The sequence below is a fragment of the Herbaspirillum sp. CAH-3 genome (genome assembly GCF_009668275.1).
In the GTDB taxonomy this organism is placed as follows: domain Bacteria; phylum Pseudomonadota; class Gammaproteobacteria; order Burkholderiales; family Burkholderiaceae_D; genus Herbaspirillum; species Herbaspirillum aquaticum.
This window is the reverse complement of record NZ_VSWE01000004.1, coordinates 107,541-121,529: the sequence shown is the minus strand read 5'-3', so window position 1 is coordinate 121,529 and position 13,989 is coordinate 107,541. Positions and strand designations below refer to the sequence as shown.

The 13,989-nt window shown below is 62.6% G+C and carries 12 protein-coding genes; 2 read left to right on the top strand and 10 right to left on the bottom strand.

Features of this window, described 5'->3' with window-relative positions; genetic code table 11:
- Window positions 1-23 precede the first annotated feature (23 nt).
- On the top strand, window positions 24-617 hold the full coding sequence (locus FYB76_RS06590; RefSeq protein ID WP_154133078.1) for a peroxiredoxin: 594 nt from the start codon (window positions 24-26) through the stop codon (window positions 615-617).
- Between the two features lie 84 nt (window positions 618-701).
- Here the strand turns inward: FYB76_RS06590 and FYB76_RS06585 are convergent, their stop codons facing one another.
- From FYB76_RS06585 to FYB76_RS06540, 10 genes are all read right to left on the bottom strand, one after another.
- A complete protein-coding gene (locus FYB76_RS06585; RefSeq protein ID WP_088756252.1) occupies window positions 702-1,241 on the bottom strand; it encodes a YggT family protein in 540 nt (179 codons plus the stop codon).
- A 310-nt stretch (window positions 1,242-1,551) separates the two neighbouring features.
- Window positions 1,552-2,427 carry a histone H1-like DNA-binding protein gene (locus FYB76_RS06580; protein WP_154133076.1) on the bottom strand — a complete coding sequence of 292 codons (876 nt, stop codon included), beginning with the start codon at window positions 2,425-2,427 and terminating at the stop codon, window positions 1,552-1,554.
- Between the two features lie 503 nt (window positions 2,428-2,930).
- Entirely contained in the window at window positions 2,931-4,097 is a 1,167-nt protein-coding gene (locus FYB76_RS06575; RefSeq protein WP_154133075.1) for a ribonucleotide-diphosphate reductase subunit beta, read from the bottom strand.
- 212 nt (window positions 4,098-4,309) lie between these two features.
- Entirely contained in the window at window positions 4,310-7,288 is a 2,979-nt protein-coding gene (locus FYB76_RS06570) for a ribonucleoside-diphosphate reductase subunit alpha (RefSeq protein WP_088756255.1), read from the bottom strand.
- Window positions 7,289-7,689: 401 nt separating this feature from the next.
- Window positions 7,690-8,313, bottom strand: coding sequence for a 1,6-anhydro-N-acetylmuramyl-L-alanine amidase AmpD (gene ampD / locus FYB76_RS06565; protein ID WP_154133074.1), 624 nt, complete (start codon window positions 8,311-8,313; stop codon window positions 7,690-7,692).
- A 2-nt stretch (window positions 8,314-8,315) separates the two neighbouring features.
- Window positions 8,316-8,615, bottom strand: a complete 300-nt coding sequence (locus FYB76_RS06560) for a PP0621 family protein (protein WP_088756257.1) — start codon at window positions 8,613-8,615, stop codon at window positions 8,316-8,318.
- Entirely contained in the window at window positions 8,612-9,424 is an 813-nt protein-coding gene (locus FYB76_RS06555; RefSeq protein WP_088756258.1) for an inner membrane protein YpjD, read from the bottom strand. The genes FYB76_RS06560 and FYB76_RS06555 overlap by 4 nt, the downstream gene beginning before the upstream one ends.
- A 136-nt stretch (window positions 9,425-9,560) precedes the next feature.
- A complete protein-coding gene (locus tag FYB76_RS06550; RefSeq protein ID WP_088756259.1) occupies window positions 9,561-10,370 on the bottom strand; it encodes an ABC transporter ATP-binding protein in 810 nt (269 codons plus the stop codon).
- Between the two features lies 1 nt (window position 10,371).
- Window positions 10,372-11,193, bottom strand: a complete 822-nt coding sequence (locus FYB76_RS06545) for an ABC transporter permease (protein WP_154133073.1) — start codon at window positions 11,191-11,193, stop codon at window positions 10,372-10,374.
- A 15-nt stretch (window positions 11,194-11,208) separates the two neighbouring features.
- Window positions 11,209-12,180 carry an ABC transporter substrate-binding protein gene (locus FYB76_RS06540; protein WP_154133072.1) on the bottom strand — a complete coding sequence of 324 codons (972 nt, stop codon included), beginning with the start codon at window positions 12,178-12,180 and terminating at the stop codon, window positions 11,209-11,211.
- 344 nt (window positions 12,181-12,524) lie between these two features.
- Between FYB76_RS06540 and ffh the strand changes: the two genes are divergently transcribed.
- On the top strand, window positions 12,525-13,895 hold the full coding sequence (gene ffh / locus FYB76_RS06535; protein ID WP_039790476.1) for a signal recognition particle protein: 1,371 nt from the start codon (window positions 12,525-12,527) through the stop codon (window positions 13,893-13,895).
- Window positions 13,896-13,989: the final 94 nt, after the last annotated feature.

The following is a 13,989-nucleotide window of genomic DNA, read 5'->3' as shown; positions in this document are numbered from 1 at the left end:
AAGACCTGACCAGGAGATGTGCGATGATGAGCCCTTCCAAGTTTGCCTTGCCTGCTGATGTGCGCCTTCGCCTGCGCCGCTGGTCTGCCGCCTCCCTCCTGCTGGGTGCGGCACTGTGTTCGCAGTCCGCGCTGGCGGCCTTGAAACCGGGAGACAAGGCCCCCGAATTCTCGGCCCCGAGTTCACTGGGCGGACAGGTCTCGACCTTTTCACTCTCGCAGGCCCTGAAGAAGGGACCCGTGGTGCTGTACTTCTACCCGGCTGCCTTCACCTCCGGCTGCACCATCGAAGCCCATCTGTTTGCCGAGGCTGTGGATCGCTACAAGGCACTGGGCGCAACCGTCATCGGCGTGTCGGGCGACAATATCGAGACGCTCAACAAATTCTCGGTCAGCGAATGCCGCAGCAAGTTTGCGGTGGCCGCCGACGTCGACAAGAAGATCATGAAGGCCTATGACGCCCAGTTCATGAAGGTCTCCGGCTACGCCAGCCGCACCTCCTACGTCATCACGCCCGACCACGCCATCCTCTACGAATACACCGACATGAATCCGGAAAAGCATGTGGAGAACACCATGCAAGCGCTGGAACAATGGTCGGCCAGACAGAAGCGCTGAGCGATCGCTGCAGAGGCTGCGCAGATGCGAAAAGAGCCGGACGATGTCCGGCTCTTTTTCATTGATGCGACGCTGGCTGGCGGGTCAGAACACCCCGAAGAGCAGCGCACCCACCACCCGCACGGCGATCTGCAACAGGATCAGCAGCACCAGCGGCGACAGGTCCACGCCCCCCAGCGGCGGGATGATACGGCGCAGCGGGCGCAGCAGCGGATCATTCAGGGCGCGTACGAATGGAGCCAGGGGTGCATGCGGGTTGACCCAACTGAAGACGGCTTCGAGGATCAAGGTGGCCATGAAGCCATAGCAGATCCACTCGAAGAAGCGCTCCAGCGACACCAGGAAGATGAGCTTGAAATCGAAGTTGGTCTGCCAGCCCAGGATGGCGATGATGGACAAGAGCACGATCAGGAAAGCCCCCACCAGGCTGGCCCAGTCATGGCGGCCGCCGGGCATGAGCCGGCGCAGGGGCAGCACCAGCCAGTCGGACAGCTGGTAGACGAATTGCCCCACCGATTGCGGCGGACGCACGCGCACTACCTGCATCCAGAAACGCAGCAGCAGGACGCCGGCCAGGATGCTGGCGACGGCGTTGACGATCATCGTGAAAATACTATGCAGCACAGGGATCTCCATCAGTGAGAGGCAGGGCACATACTAGTGGGCAAGCGGCTGCAGCGCAATCGCAAGCTGCACGCGGCATCATGCGCGGCGCGATACGCCGCATCAGGAGCCAGCGCCAGTGCGGGTAGCGCGAGCGAGCATACCTGAGCTTTCATATATTGTGCCATTACGGCGATTTGCCAGAGCCGTGATGCTGCCTGGATCGCCAGGCATGGCAAACCCTCTTTGCGGGCATAAAAAAACCGCTGCATGGCGCAATGCCATACAGCGGCCTTCAGTCTGAGGGGATCAGACTAGACGCGCGCCGATCTTACGGACGGCCAGCGCCGGTCGGGAACGGCCATGCAGCAGCCGGGTTCAGCACGGTCTTGGCGGCCGGTGCTGCGGCGGCTGCCGGCTTGGCGGCTGCCTTCTTCGGAGCGGCGGCCTTCTTGGCGGCGGCCTTCGGAGCTGCTGCTGCCTTGGGCGCGGCGGCCTTCGGAGCGGCTACCTTCTTGGCGGCTGCCTTGGGAGCTGCAACCTTCTTGGCTGCTGCTGCCTTGGGAGCGGCTGCCTTCGGCGCTGCTGCCTTCTTGGCGGCGGCCTTCGGAGCTGCAACCTTCTTTGCTGCGGCGGCCTTCGGCGCTGCTGCCTTCTTGGCGGCGGCCTTCGGAGCTGCAACCTTCTTCGCTGCTGCCTTCGGAGCTGCTGCCTTCTTGGCGGCGGCCTTCGGCGCTGCAACCTTCTTGGCGGCTGCCTTCGGAGCTGCAACCTTCTTCGCTGCGGCTGCCTTCGGAGCTGCAACCTTCTTTGCTGCTGCCTTCGGCGCTGCTGCCTTCTTGGCGGCGGCCTTCGGAGCTGCAACCTTCTTTGCTGCTGCCTTCGGAGCTGCAACCTTCTTCGCTGCGGCTGCCTTCGGCGCTGCGGTCTTCTTTGCGGCTGCCTTCGGAGCTGCAACCTTCTTCGCTGCGGCTGCCTTCGGCGCTGCGGTCTTCTTTGCAGCTGCCTTCGGCGCTGCAACCTTCTTCGCTGCTGCCTTCGGAGCGGCTGCCTTCTTCACGGCTGCCGGCTTGGCGGCGGCCTTGGCCACGGTCTTCTTGGCGGCTGCGGCCTTGGGCGCGGCTACCTTCTTGGTGGTTTCCTTGGCGGCTGCCGCCTTCTTTGCCGCCGGCTTCTTCGCCGCGGTCTTCTTTGCTGCTGTTGCCATTTTGTTTCTCCTTCTTCACGTGAATGGAAAAAATCAAGCTTGATATAAGCAACCCGCACGCGACATCGCGATGACGCGGGCGAGCTATTCATCGGCACAAGCCGCCTGTGGCTTGCGCTAATGAATTCGGCACCAGCTGAACTGCTGCATCCCCTCACCTATGCAGCGCTTCAGCTATCTTGGCGACGCCCCTCCGGTAGTGCCCGCGCAATGGCGCAGGAAGATGCGACTACGGGAGCAGGCGCGACACCAAAAAAAACGCCAGCGTGTTCAAACGCTAGCGTCGGAATCGCGTTCCTGAAAAACCTTGGTGTTTTTCAAAGGAAAAGCCGCCTGACCCGACAAGATGGGGTTAAGCGGCGATAACAGAGAAGATTGATTCGGTCTCTGACTGTTCATTAATTTGGCGTAGGCCTTTTCCGTTTCAGCAGCCGGGCATCTTGCAAGCTACCCGGCTCCTGTTGTGCATCATGTCTCGATGAAGAGAACTTCAAGACTGCACATCATTCCCAACTCAGTGCGCCCCCGGTTTGGTATTCGATGACACGGGTCTCAAAGAAGTTGCGCTCCTTCTTCAAGTCGATCATCTCGCTCATCCAAGGGAACGGATTTTCTTCTTGTGCGAACAGCGGGTCCAATCCGATTTGCTGTGCGCGGCGGTTTGCGATGAATCGCAGGTAGCCCTTGAACATGGTAGCGTTCAACCCGAGCACGCCTCGCGGCATTGTATCCTCTGCGTAACGATATTCCAACTCCACCGCGCGTAAAAACAACGATTTGATTTCGTCGCGGAACGCCGGAGTCCACAGGTGCGGGTTCTCCATCTTCACGGTGTTGATCAGGTCGATGCCGAAGTTGCAGTGCATCGATTCGTCACGCAGGATGTACTGGTACTGCTCGGCCGCACCCATCATCTTGTTCTGGCGACCCAGTGCCAGGATCTGCGTGAAGCCCACGTAGAAGAACAGGCCTTCCATGATGCAGGCGAAGACGATCAAGGACTTCAACAGCTTCTGGTCATTCTCCATCGTGCCGGTCTTGAACTCGGGATCGGTCAGCGTATCGATGAAGGGAATCAGGAACTCGTCCTTGTCGCGGATCGATGCGACCTCGTGATACGCATTGAAGATCTCGGCTTCATCCAGGCCCAGCGACTCGACGATGTACTGGTAGGCGTGGGTGTGGATCGCTTCTTCAAACGCCTGGCGCAGCAGGTACTGGCGGCACTCCGGTGCGGTGATGTGGCGATAGGTGCCCAGCACGATGTTGTTGGCCGCCAGCGAGTCGGCGGTGACGAAGAAGCCCAGGTTGCGCTTGACCAGGCGGCGTTCGTCTTCGGTCAGGCCGTTCGGGTTCTTCCACAGCTCGATGTCGCGCTGCATGTTGATCTCTTGCGGCATCCAGTGGTTGGCGCAGCCGGCCAGGTACTTGTCCCAGGCCCACTTGTACTTGAAGGGCACCAGCTGGTTGACGTCGGTGTGGCCGTTGATGATGCGCTTGTCGGCCGCATTGACGCGACGGGTGGTGTCGACCTGCTCGCCGTTGCCGGCCATCAGTGCCGGGTTCAGCGCAGCGTTGGACTGGCCGAAGGCCGGTTGCAGTTGCGGCTGCAGGTTGGGGGTGCGCGGCGCTTGGGCCGGTTGCTTGACTTCATCATCCCAAGAAAGCATCTCTGGTTCCTCTTTACTTTATCGGTCGCTGCCGGCGAGGTCGCATGACCATGGCGCGGCGGGTGTCTATCAGGTGACAACGGCGCATCCGGTGAAGTTCACCGCGATGCGCCGGCTAGGGTGGGCAGGACTTGGGACAGTGGTGCTGCCGTCATCTCGGATGACCTTGAATCATCCTCATCAGCAGGCCATCCCGGCCCTGCCCGGATTGCTTACTGGCAGGCCTCGCACTCTTCGAAGCCCGCATCGCCCGGACGCATGGTGCAGACCGGACCGTCGGCTTCGATCGAAGCACCCGGGGTCGGCATCACGTAGGCGGCCGAGGCAGCGGCAGCCGAAGCGATCGGTGCGGCCGGCACGGCCGGTGCCGACGCCATGGCACCGGCGCCGCCGTCAACGGCCACGGCGTTCAGTGCACCCGCACGGGAAGTCGACTTCTCGGTGTGGGTCGCGCCGATGGTGCGCAGGTAGTAGGTGGTCTTGAGGCCACGCAGCCATGCCAGCTTGTAGGTCTCGTCCAGGCGCTTGCCGGAAGCACCGGCCATGTAGATGTTCAGCGACTGGGCCTGGTCGATCCACTTCTGGCGACGCGAGGCGGCTTCCACCAACCAGGACGGATCGACTTCGAAGGCGGTGGCGTAGATGTCGCGCAGGTCTTGCGGGATGCGGTCGATCTTGGCCAGGCTGCCGTCGAAATACTTGAGGTCGGCGACCATGACTTCGTCCCACAGGCCACGGGCCTTCAGGTCGCGCACCAGGTACTCGTTGATCTCGGTGAACTCGCCCGACAGGTTCGACTTCACGTACAGGTTCTGGTAGGTCGGCTCGATGCAAGCGGACACGCCGATGATGTTGGAGATGGTCGCCGTCGGGGCGATGGCCACGCAGTTCGAGTTGCGCATGCCGTGTTCGGCGATGCGTGCACGCAGGGCGGCCCAGTCCAGGGTCTCGGTGCTGTCGGTTTCCAGGTAGCCGCCGCGCTCTTGCGCCAGCAGCTTCAGGGAATCCTGCGGCAGGATGCCGCGATCCCACAGCGAACCGCGGTAGGAAGCATAGCGGCCGCGCTCTTCAGCCAGTTCGGTCGAGGCCATGTAGGCGTAGTAGCAGACGGCTTCCATGGAGCGGTCGGCGAATTCGACGGCGTCCATCGAGGCGTACGGCACGCGCTTGATGTGCAGGCAGTCCTGGAAGCCCATGATGCCCATGCCCACCGGACGGTGGCGCAGGTTGGAATCACGTGCCTTCTTGACGGCGTAGTAGTTGATGTCGATGACGTTGTCCAGCATGCGCATGGCGGTGCGGATGGTCTTTTGCAGCTTGGCATGGTCCAGCTCGCCATTGACCAGGTGCGCCGGCAGGTTCACCGAACCCAGGTTGCAGACCGCGATCTCGCTCTCGTTGGTGTTCAGGGTGATCTCGGTGCACAGGTTGGAGCTGTGCACCACGCCCACGTGTTGCTGCGGCGAACGGATGTTGCAGGGATCCTTGAAGGTGATCCACGGGTGGCCGGTTTCGAACAGCATCGACAGCATCTTGCGCCACAGGTCGTTGGCTTGCACCTTCTTGAAGAGCTTCAGCTCGCCACGGGCAGCCTTGGCTTCATAGGCGGTGTAGGCTTCTTCGAAGGCACGGCCGAACTTGTCGTGCAGGTCCGGGGTGTCGGAGGGCGAGAACAGGGTCCACTCGCCCTTTTCCATCACGCGCTTCATGAACAGGTCGGGAATCCAGTTCGCGGTGTTCATGTCGTGGGTGCGGCGGCGGTCGTCGCCGGTGTTCTTGCGCAGCTCGAGGAATTCCTCGATGTCCATGTGCCAGGTTTCCAGGTAGGCGCACACTGCGCCCTTGCGCTTGCCGCCCTGGTTGACCGCCACGGCGGTATCGTTGACCACCTTCAGGAAGGGGACCACGCCTTGCGATTTGCCGTTGGTGCCCTTGATGTGGGCGCCCAGGGCGCGCACCGGGGTCCAGTCATTGCCCAGGCCGCCGGCGAACTTGGCCAGCAGGGCGTTTTCCTTGATGGCTTCGTAGATGCCGTCGAGGTCGTCGGCCACCGTGGTCAGATAGCACGAGGACAGCTGCGAACGCTGGGTACCCGAGTTGAACAGGGTCGGGGTCGAGCTCATGAAGTCGAACGAGGACAGCAGGTCGTAGAACTCGATGGCGCGGGTTTCGCGGTCGATTTCGTTCAGTGCCAGGCCCATGGCCACACGCATGTAGAACGCCTGGGGCATCTCGATGCGGGTACCGCCGATGTGCAGGAAATAACGGTCATACAGGGTCTGCAGGCCGATGTAGCCGAACTGCAGGTCGCGCTCGGGCTTGATGGCGGCAGCCAGCTTGGCCAGGTCGAACTGGGCCAGCTTGGTGTCGAGCAGCTCGGCCTCGATCCCCTTCTTGACGTATTGCGGGAAGTATTCCAGGTACTCGGCCGGGGCGTCTGCCTGGGCCACTTCCTTGCCGAAGACCTCCTTGCGGATGGTGTGCATCAGCAGGCGCGAGGTCACCTGGCTGTAAGCAGGATCCTTTTCCATCAGCGCGCGGGCAGCCAGGATGGCGGACTTGTACAGCTCTTCGACGGGCACGCCGTCGTACAGGTTCTTGACGGTTTCGGACAGGATGGCTTCGGCATCGACGTGCGATTCCAGGCCGACGCAGGCAGCGGCGATCAGGGCGCGGACTTCGTTGATGTCCAGCGGACGGCTCTGGCCGTCTTCGGTCACGTGCAGTTGCGGTGCGGCCACTTCGGTCTTGGTGGCGGCGCCTTGCTGGGCGCGCTCTTCCATGCGCTTGGCGCGGTACAGCACGTAGGCACGGGCCACGTCATGCTCGCCCGAACGCATCAGGGCCAGCTCGACCTGGTCCTGGATATCTTCAATATGGAAAGTGCCACCGGTAGGCTGGCGGCGCACCAGCGCCGACACCACGTTGGTGGTCAGTTGCTCGACCATCTCGCGCACGCGCGCCGAGGCGGCACCCTGGCCACCGTTGACGGCCAGGAAGGCCTTGGTCACGGCGATGGAAATCTTGGAGGGCTCGAAACCGACCACGGCGCCATTGCGGCGGATGATGCGGTATTCGCCCAGGCCAGCGGTCTGGGACACGATGGCCTGGCCTTCAGCGGAACCTTCCAGCTCGGCAGAGGTGCCAAACGGAGCGGGCGATTTGACGGAAATTTCTTGGGTTGAGCGCACTTAGCCTCCTGGGGTACATGGGGCAGATGGCCGGGGGTTGCCAGCTGCGTTGCTAATAACTTCATCCGGGCCCGGAACGACAAAGGGCCCGCGAACGGCGGAAGCGTCCCACAATGACTGTCCCTTGCGTGGACATTCATGCTGACGCAAAACTGCTTGAAACTGATGTGTGGAACGGAATTAAAAGAAGGAGAACCGGGGGCGTTGTCGTACTTGGTTACTGCCTCGCGGGTCTTGCACCTTCTGAAGCACTGCCTGAAACGGGCCGGCCGTGGATGAAGACCCGACACCAACAACAAGTTCAACTGAACACTACATCTAGTATCAAAACATCGAATGGGACTAATTCTAGTAGCGGGTCCGGGCAGATGCAACCGCTATTTAGAGAATTTTTATGCTGCTCAAGCTTGACTTTTGTGAAGGCCAAGAGGGAAGCGCAATTGCGCCGCGTTAACAATTTTCACCATTTTGTTGTGATAGCCGGCCCAGTCGAAGAAGGGTCCGGGGTCGGTCTTGCGCACCGGCGCGATGTGTTCGTGACCGGCCACGGCGGTCAATCCGTAACGCGTTACCAGGGCCTGGGAGAGCTTCGCCAAGGTCGCATACTGGGGCTCGGTGAAGGGTTCGAAGTCGGTTCCTTCCAGCTCGATGCCGATGGAAAAGTCATTGCAGCGCTCGCGCCCCTCGAAGCTGGATACGCCCGCATGCCAGGCGCGGCGATGGGCCGGCACGAACTGCACCACCTCGCCATCACGGCGGATCAGGAAGTGGGCCGAGACGCGCAGGGGACGCAGCTGGTCGAAATAAGGATGCGCGTCAAAGTCGAGCCGGTTGCAGAACAGGTCGGCTATATAAGGGCCGCCAAATTCACCGGGCGGCAGGCTGATGTTGTGGATCACCAGCAGCTCGGCGGCCACGCCTTCAGGGCGTTCGTCGCAATTGGGCGAGGGTTCGCGGCGGGCGTGATCGCACCAGCCGTCGCCATCGATGATCCAGGCGCCGGCGTCAGGGAAGGCCGCATCCATGGTCAGAAGGAAGCCAGCCGGCGATGCTCTTCGCAGCAGTAGTGCGCGCCGGAGGCATGGACCACCGCCTCGGAAGACGGAAAGTGGATGCCGCAATGGGCGCACTGCACCATGGTCTCGACATTGCTGTCGCCACGGCGGCGAAAGCGCGAAGGCTTGGGACGCGGCATGCCCGGCTCGGGCTCCCCGGCCGCCGGATTGCCGTCGGCCGCACGGTCGCTGCCGGCCAGCATGGATTTCTTGGCGCGCTGGAACCACACCACCACGGCCAGCAGGACCACCAGCCAAATCAGATATTTCATGTCAGAACCCGATGCAGCACGACTTCAAGAACGAACCGGCTGCCCACATAAGCCAATAAAAGGATGGCGAACCCGGCCAGCGTGAAGCTCAGCGCGGTCCGCCCCCGCCATCCCTGCCAGCGGCGGCCGGCCAGGAGCAGGCCGAACAGCAGCCAGGACAGCATGGTGAAGACCGTCTTGTGGTCCCACTTGAATGGTGTCCCGAACAACTGCTCGGAGAAGACGACACCCGACAGCACCGTCAGCGTCAGCAAGGTGAAGCCGAAGGCGATCAGGCGGAACAGCAGTTTTTCCATGGTCAGCAGCGCCGGCAGGCGATCCAGCGCCAGCCCGAACCAGCCCGACTGGGCGGCCGGACCGGGCCGGGTATGCAGGCGCGACTCCTGCAGCACCATCAACACCGCATGGAAGGCGGCGATGGTGAGCGTGCTGTAGGCCAGGATGGAGACGGCGATGTGCGCCAGGAACCAGTCGGACTTGCCGGCCAGCGCCACCATGTTGCCGGGGAAGGCGCTGGGCAGGACCACCGCCACCGCCGCCACCGGCAAGACGAGCACGCGCATGCTGTCGAGCGAGAAATTGCGATTTTCCAGCCAGTAGGCCGCCACCGAGATCCACAGCGTGGACGACAGCATGACCGCAAAGCCCACCCGCAGCGCGTCGGGCGCGAACATGTCCGACAGCAGCGCCCCGCCATGCAGCACCCAGCCAGCCACGATGCCCGCCGAAATCGGCACGCGCCGCTCCGAGGGCATGAAGGCGCAGCCCAGATAGAGCAGCGCAGCCAGGATGAAAAAATAAGTTTGCATCACCCGAGTTTACACTATCTCGGCCCCCGGCCTGCTTGCGCCCGGTCATCCGACGCGCGAATCGGGCCCGCCAAATGCGACACGGCAGGGCTTGCCTGCCGTGTCGCACGCTTCACTCCAGAGCGCCGCAGCCGCGTCAGTCGACCGCCGCCGCCTTCATCTCTGCATTGTGATGGCGCTGCTGCTCCTCCATCACCAGCTGGCCCAGTTCGCGTTTCAAGGCATTGAACTCGGGGTCGGCCGGATCGCGCAGGCGCGGCAGGTTCACCAGCATGTCGCGCTTGACCGTGCCCGGACGGTAGGTCATGACCACGATGCGGTCGGCCAGGTAGATGGCCTCCTCGATGCTGTGGGTGACGAAGACGATGGTCTTCCTGAACTCGTCCCAGATGCGCAGCAGCTCATCCTGCAGGTTGCGGCGGGTGAGCGCATCGAGGGCACCGAAGGGCTCGTCCATGAGCATGATCGGCGAATCCAGCGCCAGCACCCGGGCGATGGCCACCCGCTGGCGCATGCCGCCCGAGAGGTCCTTGGGGAAACGGGTGCGGAAGTCGATCAGGCCCAGCTTGTCCAGCAATTGCGTGACCCGCTGGTGGATTTCTGCCTTGGGCGTTCCCTTGATCTCCAGCCCGAAGGCCACGTTCTGTTCCACCGTCATCCAGGGGAAGAGCGCGTATTCCTGGAACACCATGCCGCGATCCGGTCCCGGCTCGGTGACGACCTTGTCGCCGGTGAGGATCTGGCCGGAAGACGGCAGCGCAAACCCGGCGATGGCGTTCAGGAGCGTGGACTTGCCGCAGCCGGAGGGCCCCAGCAGGCAGACGAACTGGCCGTCCGGGATATCGAGCTGGATGTCCTTCAGGGCCACCACCTCGCGGTCATCGGTTTTGAACACCTTGTGCACATCCTGTATACGAATGCGCGGGGAAGCATTGGTCGGGTTCATCTCAGTTCTCCAGCCCGCGATGCCAGCGCAGCATGTAATTGTTGAGGCGGCTCATGCCCAGGTCGATCGCCAGGCCCAAGAGGCCGATGGTGATCATGCCGGCGATGATCTTGTCCGACCAGAAATATTCACGTGCTTCCATGATGCGGAAGCCCAGGCCATTGCTCACCGCAATCATCTCGGCCACGATCACCACGATGAAGGCGGTGCCGATGCCGATGCGCACGCCTGAAAGGATGTAGGGCACCGCCGCCGGCAGCATCACCCGCAGGAACAGCGTGGACTGGCTCGCCCCCAGGTTGCGGGCCGCGCGCAGGTAGATGCTGTCGACCTGGCGCACCCCGGCGATGGTATTCATCAGCACCGGGAAGAAAGCCCCCAGCGAGATCAGGAACAGCGCCGGCGGATTGCCCAGCCCGAACCAGAGGATGGCCAGGGGAATATAGGCAATCGGCGGAATCGGGCGGATCACCTGCACCGTCAGGTTCATCAAGCCGTAGATGCGCTGGCTGGAGCCCATCAGCAAGCCCAGCGGCAGGGCCAGCCCGGCACCGATCAGGAAGCCGGCCACCACCCGGTACAGGCTGCCGATGGCATCCATGATCAGTTCACCCGAGAAGGCCCAGGCCAGCCAGCTGCCGGCCTCGGGTTCATAGGGTTTCAGCGGCGTGGCGTATTCCACCCATTTCTTCAGGACCGCCCAGGGCGAAGGCAGGATCTGCGGATTGATCCAGCCAGCCCGGGAGGCGCCCTCCCACAGTGCGATCACGATGATCGGCACCAGCAGCCCCTGCAGGAAGCTGCTCTTGTTGTTCTTTGCCATCGAGGTTCCCCCGCCTTACTTCAGGTTCATGCTCTTCTTGGCCTGCTCAAGCAGATCGGTCTTCACCCAATCCTTGGCCACAGGCGGCTTGGCCATCTTGCCGGTGCCGTACTTGGCCATGGTGTCGGTGGTGACCTGGATGTGCTCGGTCGTGATGTCGTAGGCGTAGGGCGAGTTGCCGATGGCGTCGTAGAAGTCTTCCTTGGTGATCTGGTTCTTGAAGATCACTTCACGCACGTACTTTTCGGCCACTTCCGGCTTGTCGATGAAGGTCTTGGTCGCCTCCAGGAAGCAGCGCATGAACTTCTCGGCCAGAGGACGCTTCTCCGTATAGAACTTCTCGGTCATCACCATGGTGCGGTAGGGCTCGCCGATGGGGGTGTCATACGGCTTCATGACTTCCACGCCGAAGCCCTTGTTGATGGCCTGCGAGGATTGCGGCTCGCTCTGCATCATGGCGTCGATGTTCTTGCCCAGCAGGGCCTGGTTCAGGTCGGCGAAGGCGAGATAGACGATGGTGACATCCTTGGCGGAGAGACCGTTCTGGCCCAGTTCGGCATCCAGCAGCACTTCATGGATGCCGCCACGGGTAACCCCCACCTTCTTGCCCTTCAAGTCCTTGACCGACTTGATGCCCGAGTCCTTGCCCGCCACCAGGCGCGCGCCGCCCTTGGCGAAACCGGCCACCACATAGATCGGCGCACCGTTGGCACGGCCCGAAATGGCGGCTTCGGAGGCAGTCGTGCCCACATCGAGCTCACCGGCCAGGATGCCCTGCATCACGTCCGGGCCCTTGGCGAAGACTTTTTCATCGACCTTGATGCCACACTTGGGGGCGATCTCCTTGATGTAGGACACGGCGCCATAGTGGGCGAACTTCAGGTTGCCCAGGCGGATGACATCGTCGGCCGCGTGGCTGGCGCCCGAGAAACCGGCACAGGCCAGCAGGGCCAGCGCGATCCATTGTTTTGGTTTTTGCTGTTGCATTTCCACTCTCCTCTTGTGTGTATCGTTGTTGATACGGCGCGCCGGCGGCAGTCGTGCAGCCCGGCAGTCTCGATGGCGTTTGGCCCGTGCTGCGTGGCGCGGGCCTTGATTATTCTGTGCGCTTGGAAATTCAGCGCCCATGTATACACAAAGAGCGCAAGCCATACAAGCTGTTAATTTTACGTAGCGCCCCCATCTGGGCCGCACGCGCCGGCAGGGGCGCAGCAGGGCTGATCGGTTAGAATGCAGGATTGCCCGCCGCCCCACCTGCGCACTCCCGGTGCGTCGTCGTCCCGGCCAGCGGCCCTGCGGCCTTTCCGCCCCATTCATTTGCAGATATCACCATGCTAGACAACCTGACCCAACGCCTCGCCAAAGTCGTCAAAACCATGCGCGGCGAGGCGCGACTGACCGAATCCAATACCGCCGAGATGCTGCGCGAAGTGCGCCTGGCCCTGCTGGAGGCCGACGTGGCCCTGCCCGCCGTGCGCGAATTCATCGCCAAGGTGAAGGAAAAAGCCATGGGCGAAGAGGTCATCGGCTCGCTCACCCCCGGCCAGGCGCTGGTGGGCGTGGTCCAGCGCGAGCTGGCCAGCCTGATGGGGGCCGACCTCGGTGCCGAAGCCTCGCAACTGAACTTTGCGACCCAGCCACCCGCCATCATCCTGATGGCCGGCCTGCAGGGTGCCGGTAAAACCACCACCGTCGGCAAACTCGCCAAATACCTGCGCGAGAACAAGAAGAAAAAGGTCCTGACCGTCTCCGCCGACGTCTACCGCCCGGCTGCCATCGGCCAGTTGCAGACCGTGACCGGCCAGGCCGGCGCCGACTTCTTCCCCAGCCAGCCGACCGACAAGCCGGTCGACATCGCCCTGGCCGCACTGGATTACGCCAAGAAGCACCACCACGAAGTCCTGATCGTCGACACTGCCGGCCGCCTGGGCATCGACCAGGCCATGATGGATGAAATCCGTGCCGTGCACGCCGCCATCAAGCCCATCGAAACCCTGTTCGTGGTCGACGCCATGCTGGGCCAGGACGCCATCAACACCGCCAAGGCCTTCAACGACGCCCTGCCGCTGACCGGCGTGGTGCTCACCAAGCTGGACGGCGACTCGCGCGGCGGTGCTGCGCTGTCGGTGCGCCACATCACCGGCAAGCCCATCAAGTTCGCCGGTGTGGCCGAAAAGCTCGATGGCCTGGAAGCCTTCGATCCCTCGCGCATGGCCAACCGCATCCTCGGCATGGGCGACATCCTGGCGCTGGTGGAAGAGGCGCGCAAGGGTGTGGACATGGAAGCCGCACAGGACCTGGCGCACAAGATCAAGGGCGGCGGCAAGTTCGACCTCAATGACTTCAAGGCCCAGCTGTCGCAGATGAAGAAGATGGGCGGCCTCACCAGCCTGCTGGACAAGCTGCCGGCCCAGATGCAGGCCGCCGCCGGCAACGCCAACATGGACCAGGCCGAGAAACAGGTGCGCCGCATGGAAGGCATCATCAACTCCATGACCCCGCAGGAACGCGCCAAGCCGGAACTGATCAAGGCCACCCGCAAGCGCCGCATCGCCGCCGGTGCCGGCGTGCAGGTGCAGGAAGTCAACCGCATGCTCTCGCAGTTCGAGCAGATGCAATCGATGATGAAGAAGCTCAAGGGTGGCGGCATGATGAAGATGATGCGCGGCATGAAGGGCATGCTGCCAGGCGGCATGCGCTGACGGCATCGACCGCAAAGCCTTGCTGGACAAGGCTTTGCGCCCCTCCTGCACGACCTCCGGAGGTCTCTTCAACCGCCGGAAAACTCCCCTCCCC

Coding starts and splice junctions, on each gene's coding strand:
- FYB76_RS06590 (WP_154133078.1), top strand. CDS start 24: ATGATGAGCCCTTCCAAGTTTGCCTTGCCTGCTGATGTGCGCCTTCGC.
- FYB76_RS06580 (WP_154133076.1), bottom strand. CDS start 2,427: ATGGCAACAGCAGCAAAGAAGACCGCGGCGAAGAAGCCGGCGGCAAAG.
- FYB76_RS06575 (WP_154133075.1), bottom strand. CDS start 4,097: ATGCTTTCTTGGGATGATGAAGTCAAGCAACCGGCCCAAGCGCCGCGC.
- ampD (WP_154133074.1), bottom strand. CDS start 8,313: ATGGATGCGGCCTTCCCTGACGCCGGCGCCTGGATCATCGATGGCGAC.
- FYB76_RS06560 (WP_088756257.1), bottom strand. CDS start 8,615: ATGAAATATCTGATTTGGCTGGTGGTCCTGCTGGCCGTGGTGGTGTGG.
- FYB76_RS06555 (WP_088756258.1), bottom strand. CDS start 9,424: ATGCAAACTTATTTTTTCATCCTGGCTGCGCTGCTCTATCTGGGCTGC.
- FYB76_RS06550 (WP_088756259.1), bottom strand. CDS start 10,370: ATGAACCCGACCAATGCTTCCCCGCGCATTCGTATACAGGATGTGCAC.
- FYB76_RS06545 (WP_154133073.1), bottom strand. CDS start 11,193: ATGGCAAAGAACAACAAGAGCAGCTTCCTGCAGGGGCTGCTGGTGCCG.
- FYB76_RS06540 (WP_154133072.1), bottom strand. CDS start 12,180: ATGCAACAGCAAAAACCAAAACAATGGATCGCGCTGGCCCTGCTGGCC.
- ffh (WP_039790476.1), top strand. CDS start 12,525: ATGCTAGACAACCTGACCCAACGCCTCGCCAAAGTCGTCAAAACCATG.